Origin of the sequence: Leucobacter sp. USHLN154 (assembly GCF_037145595.1) — a bacterium.
GTDB classification, from domain to species: domain Bacteria; phylum Actinomycetota; class Actinomycetes; order Actinomycetales; family Microbacteriaceae; genus Leucobacter; species Leucobacter alluvii.
In genome coordinates this window covers 336,171-342,170 of record NZ_JBBCXF010000005.1, presented here as the reverse complement: position 1 = coordinate 342,170, position 6,000 = coordinate 336,171, and the positions used below count along the sequence as shown (strand labels likewise).

Genomic DNA, 6,000 nt, shown 5'->3' with positions numbered 1-6,000 from the left:
AGGGGTGCAAGGCTCCTCCGGCGTGACAGGCTCCTCCGGGACGCAGGGCTCTTCCGGAGTACCGGGCTCCGCCGGCGTTCCGGGAACCCCAGGGGTGCAAGGCTCCTCCGGGGTGATGGGTTCTTCAGGGATCGGTGGCGTCTCACCAGCGTCGTTCGTCAGTGATAGAGACACCGCTCCGCCTTCATGGAGGGCGATCTGAGCTCGGCCGTCTCCGAGTTCCGTGATACCTGGACCCGTGAATTTGGGAGTACCCCAAACGACTCCCGGGACGTCAGGCAGGTTGACCTCTTCGAGCGTCACGACGGTGCCGTCGGGAACGCGCGCGCTGTAGACGGCAGTGCCGTCAGCGAGCACTGTCATTGACCGTTCCTCGACGGGATCTCCGTAGGAGTAGTTGACGGTGAACGCGGTGTCGCTTGGCACCGCAGTCGCACTCGTTCCGGTCACCAGTTTGGACAACGCGAACTGTCCAAGTGCCTTACCAATACCGTTGCCGCCGCCACTGGCCGACCAAGTCTGCTGGGCTTTCACCTGAACGCCACTGATCGTGGCTTCATTGGCGTAGATGTCACCTTCAGCTGTGACAATGGGTTCGGTGTGATAGACCACGTAGTAGCTGGCGTCCGGGTTGAACGGGCCAGGGATTTCGATGCGGAATGAGGTTTTGTCTTCATTCCATCCTCCCGTCCAGTTCGTGATTCGTTCCGAGATTCCGGTTTCGGTCTTTGAGGAGACGCGAATGGATCCTTCGACACCGTAGTGTTCCTGGGTCGTTGCCCCCGCCGGCGTCAAGTGATCTTCGACCACGACACTTGGAAGAGCTTCGACCTGGGCCCCAGGGAAGTGCACCTGCCATCCGAGGCTGCCGTCTTGACCGATCCAACCGCCCTTGAAGTAGTCCGGCGACAGGGGTGAGACTCCCACAATGCCGCCAGGCCCGGGAAGCTCAACCAAAGTGACTTCGTCGTCTACTACGAACTTCACTTCGTCTTCCTGCGTAGCCTTTTCCACCAGTACTACAAACCAGAGCTCACCTCGTACATCGGATCGCTCGTTGACGTAGTCCGTCAAGGTGCAAGTAACGGTGCCCGCTCGGCCGGATGACACAACGCAGTTGGCCACCGTCTGAGTGGGGTCGTCTGTAGCTGGGATCGCGAACTCACCGGTATATCCGGAGAACTCTTCCGGCAGAGTGAGACCGAATGTCTCTCCGCCCTGGGCACTATCTGGGACGCTCCAGGTTGCAGTGACCTGCAGGCGATGCCCGGTATTCAGTGGGGCGTCAGGATCGCCTGTGCGGGAGAGCTCGATAGAGCCGGGATCGACTGCAGCTGGATAGTCAAACGCGGGTCCCGCAGCTTGAGCCGGCACCGTCCCAGCTAAAAGGGTAAAAGCAACTAGGAGAAGTCCCACCGCCAAGCGGACTGTTCGTCCGACTTTGGAGTGGTGTTTTAGCGTAGTCATGGATTCCTTCTTTGACGCAGAGGACAGTGGCGAAGTTGAGGCAGATCCGAGCGCCACAGCACTGGTTCCGGGCGCAAGGACTGACCTAAGCCATCAATGGGCGCACGATGACACTTGGTCGGTCATCCCCTAGACCCACCAAGGGGCCATATCTACCATCACGTAACGGCTGTGCTTGGAAGATCGAACTCGACCGCCATCAGTGGTGAAAGCAACCGATTACGTGCGCCGCCCGACCGCTTGCGTGAAATACCAGTGGGCGGTGCGTAGGAGTCGAGCTCCGCCGGCGATGGACCCTGGTAGGCATCGCTCATTGCGGGCCACAGCTGAGACCGATGCGAGAAGCGTGGCGGTCTGCTTTCGGGTTAGATCAGCGCACGCGGGTGTCAGGAAAATTCACGCACTCGCGTCGTCTTCCTACGGATTTACCGGTCGACTTCCACTGAATAGGCCGAGCAACCCGGTCGCGACGAACCCGGGTTCCGTAACTTGGTTCTTGTCCACACAGCGACCGTGCTCGAGTGGACATCGTGGGGGTGTGTTTTCCGCGGGATTCCTGACGGTTCCACACACCCACCTCATCCTTCTGAACGGATGATCCTCTCACTCTCATCTTCCGCTGAAGGCGTTCACAGAATTGGCGATGGAGTGGTCCAGTCACTCAGCTCACCAGAAGTACGGAGCATGAAGTCGATGCCGCACCAAAAATACGCCTTTCCGGCCCGAACACTGTTTCTCGGTTCGTTCAACGACAATTGGACGACAGCGTGCTCAAGCATCCTTGAGGGCGCAATTCGTGGTGCACGGCTCGAACCGTTGGTACTGCTCTCCGACGACATTCAGGTTGCAGACTATGAAGAAGAGTTTCAAACGGTCTGCGGGAGAGCGGCAGATGCTGTTTTGCAGGACTATGCCGCGGGTTTGACGCCTTACGGTGCTGGGCGCTACATCTTCACGGACATGGCACCTTCTGCCGTTGACACCCGCCCGGAATTCTTGGATGCACTCGCGGGGCTCCTCACCGTCCCGCTGCCAGAGTCCGTCCGGGTGGGCGTCGTATCCCCCACTCCATTTGACTTGGAGCCGTCACTCTTTGACAGAGTTCGCCGCTTCTAATAGTCGGCTCGAATAGCGCGCAGCCGCATTGTCCTCTTCTGATGACGTGATTCGCGCACCTTTGGCACCCCCAAAACTGCCCTCCCCTGCGGGCATCGGTGACACCTTCACCATCGTGCCGTCAGCAGGACCGAAAAAGAAAGAACACAATCTTGAGAACCAGAATTCGTCCAAGAACGAATCCGTTCATCGCGATGGTGGTGATGGTCGTGCTATCGGTGACAATGCTTCAGCATTTCGGCGTTGCTGCGAACGCAACCGAGAACGCCACCGTAGTGGACCTGAAAACCAATATCACGGGCCCATCGAACGCACTTCCCAAAGAGGCTTTCACGTACACGGTCAGCATCGACAACAACCAAGTGTCGGACGCTGCGGGCTCGACCGTGTCCGTTCAACTCCCGGAGTCAGTCACCGATCTGCAGGTTGATTGTGTCGCTGCGAATGGCGCGCAGTGCCCGACCGATTTGGATGTTGGCGGGTCGGGTGCGAGCGGTGTCTTCCCAGTTTTGCCGCACCTCGGAACGGTCACGATCACGCTCACCGGCCATTTCGGAGCGGCCTCACCAAGCTCGGTCACCGCGACCAGTACGGTGACTGTCCCCGAGGGTGTGACCGAATCCGACCCGAGCACCAACTTCGCGTCGATCAATACGATCATGAATGTGAGTGTCGACGTCTCGACAACGGTCGTGGCAGAGAGCTCGGAAGCGCAAATGGGTGAACCCGTACGGTTCCGTGCCACGGTGACCAATGCTGGCCCCGCACCAGCCGATGGATCTCTGATGCGTCTTAGTTCAGGTAAGGGTCAGGTGAAAGTAATCTCCTGCACCGGAGAGGGCATGGAATGCCCCGCCCACATCGCAGACGGCACCGTGAGTAACTCAGGCACGCTATGGACGAGAACTCTGGGAACCTTTCCGGCCCAGGCATCCTTTACTGTCGTATACGACATCGTCGTCCCGGACGGGTGCGGCGCGTATAAGACGTTCATGCAGAGTGAGATCTCAGCCCCGAGCCACCTCGTGGATACCGATCTCAAGAACAACACCTCGTCCGCAGCTGGTGTACCGATCGTTCAACCAGCCTGCCCCGAGAAGGCCCACCTCACAGTGTCGAAAACTCAGGAACAGAAGCTCCTCACGCCTGAATCTCCGAAGAACGTGTATACCGTCACAGTGCGAAACGACGGTGCCGTGCCAGCCGAGCAGGTGAACTTTATCGATCAAATGTCGTTCTCGAAAGTGACTGCGGCTTCGGTCCGCATTCTTGACTGTGATTTCGGGGGCGGAAACTGCCCACCGGGAATCGTCGATCGCGAAATCTCAGTGGAAAGCTGGTCAAGAGCCTGGGGCGTGGTGCTGGGAACTCTCGATCCTGGGGCAGAATTGAAAGTCACCTACGAGCTCAACATCGAGATGGCCGAGTGCGGCACGGGCTCCGTCACGAATCAAGCAGCGGCGAATGCGTCTGGGCTAAATTCTCCTACAACTTCTGTGAAGGCAAGCGTTGAGGCCGGGCCGTGCCCGGGTACCGATCTTGCGGCGAACATCAGCGCGTCGACATCGAGTTTCACTCCTGACACCCCAACCACGTATACCGCGGAGTACTCGAACCTTGGGCCAACCGACGCCGATGGTGCTCGAATCAATCTTGGTTCGAATACCGGAGCTGAACTCGCAGCCGACGTCCGCGTTGTCTCATGCGTTGCGGAGGCTGGGGCTGAGTGCCCGGACGTGAATCAGGCTTCTCGAGTTCTCAAACGTGGCCCGAATGCGAGTATGGACGTGGTGCCCTGGAGGACCGTTGTCCCCCAGTTCCCGGTTGGGTCGAAGGTGACAATTGTGTACACGGTCGAACCGAAACTGGACGTGTGTGTGAATCGCACTCTCGACTTCTCCGCCGCGATCACTTCAACGGATTCCGTCGCGGATACTGATTCGAGCAATAACCATCAGGTGTCCAAGTCGCAGTTGTCGTGCGTGGACTTGGCCATCAGTATGGATATTTCGCCGAACGTCGTTTCCGCTGGGGACGACGTTGAGTTCACAATCCGTGTATCAAATTCCGGTTCGTCGGCCGCCAAGAATGCGCTTTTCGAACTGCCACTTCCTGCCGGTTTCGTGTTCGAAACCTCAGAGTGTGCACCCGGCACACTCTCGACATGCGGAGAGATTCATTTTGACGAAGAAACGGGAAAGATCTCATCGCAAATTCCGTTACTCAGCGGAGGGCGAGACTTCATCGAGATCACACTTCGAGGTACTGCGGGACCGGTGATGGCAACTTACACAGCAACCGGAACGGTGGAAAGCGGACCCGATGCTGACGCGGTTTACGACATCAACATGGGGTCGAACAAGACAACGCAGACCTACCAGGTTTTCAACACACGTTCTGATGTCGAGATCACGAAAACCCTCACCGGCCTGGGCGAGGCAGGTGCTCCCGTCGATCTGACCTTTACAGGTATTGTCACCTGCTCCAATCAAGACCCGATCCCGTGGGAGATCACCATTCCCGCGGGCCAGTCCTCGGCCTCGTTGCCCGCCTTCAAGATCTGGGATAACGATGACTGCGTTGTTACCGAGGACCCGGCCTCGTTCGAGCTCGACCCCTGGTACTCAGTCGACACGGCAGAACTTTCGAACACCGACCTTGGGTCGCGCGAACCCAATGGGTCAATCAGTGTGACAAGCACAAGCCCCGTACAGTTCATTCCTGGGCCGGTGTCAGGGGACGACGCGGCAGAAACTGAGACCGGTGTGGCTGTAGAGATTCCCTTGCTAACCAACGACGATGGATCCGAAATCACTATCGTCTCCGTCACCGAAACTCCAGACGGGTCCGTCACGGTCAATGAGAACGGCAGCATCGAGTTCACACCGGCACCGGACTTTGTGGGAACTGCAACTTTCACCTACACAATTGCGGATCAGTTCGGCCGTGAATCCACCGCGACGGTGACAGTTGTGGTCCTTCCGCTTGACGTGTCCACAGGTCCTGGCCCCGGTTCTACCCCCGATGAGCAACCTGCACCTGGAGACGCCGATCCGAAACCTGGGACGGAGGACACTGATCCAAAGCCGGAACCGGACCATACTGGTCCAGCATCGGACAAGGATCCTGCCCCAAAACGCACCGGGAACGCTGCGGATGTATCTCAAAGTTCTGAGAACCCTTCGAGTGTTTCGCCTGAAACCACCCATGCGGCACTTGCGACGACCGGCGGTCCCCCCACAGGAGGATTCATCGGTGGCGCAGCCCTACTCCTCTTCGTAGGACTCCTGTGCTTCGCCACACGAAAGCGGACCAGGCGCCAGCACTCTTGAGAGCATTGCCCTAATCCAGCACTGGTCCCGGAGCTTGACGTGGTCCTCATCCCGAGGACCACGTCAAGCTCCATTGTTGTCTGCG

General features: G+C 58.4%; 3 protein-coding genes. 2 read left to right on the top strand and 1 reads right to left on the bottom strand.

Annotation, left to right across the window (positions count from 1 at the left end):
• Positions 1-1,467: Ig-like domain-containing protein (locus tag WFH23_RS11410; protein WP_336662596.1), on the bottom strand; the 1,467-nt coding region annotated here is incomplete at its 3' end.
• A 684-nt stretch (positions 1,468-2,151) separates the two neighbouring features.
• Here WFH23_RS11410 and WFH23_RS11405 point away from each other — a divergent pair.
• Together WFH23_RS11405 and WFH23_RS11400 are read left to right on the top strand one after the other, a co-directional pair.
• Positions 2,152-2,583, top strand: coding sequence for a hypothetical protein (locus WFH23_RS11405; RefSeq protein WP_336662595.1), 432 nt, complete (start codon positions 2,152-2,154; stop codon positions 2,581-2,583).
• Between the two features lie 194 nt (positions 2,584-2,777).
• A complete protein-coding gene (locus tag WFH23_RS11400) occupies positions 2,778-5,915 on the top strand; it encodes an Ig-like domain-containing protein (protein WP_336662594.1) in 3,138 nt (1,045 codons plus the stop codon).
• Positions 5,916-6,000: the final 85 nt, after the last annotated feature.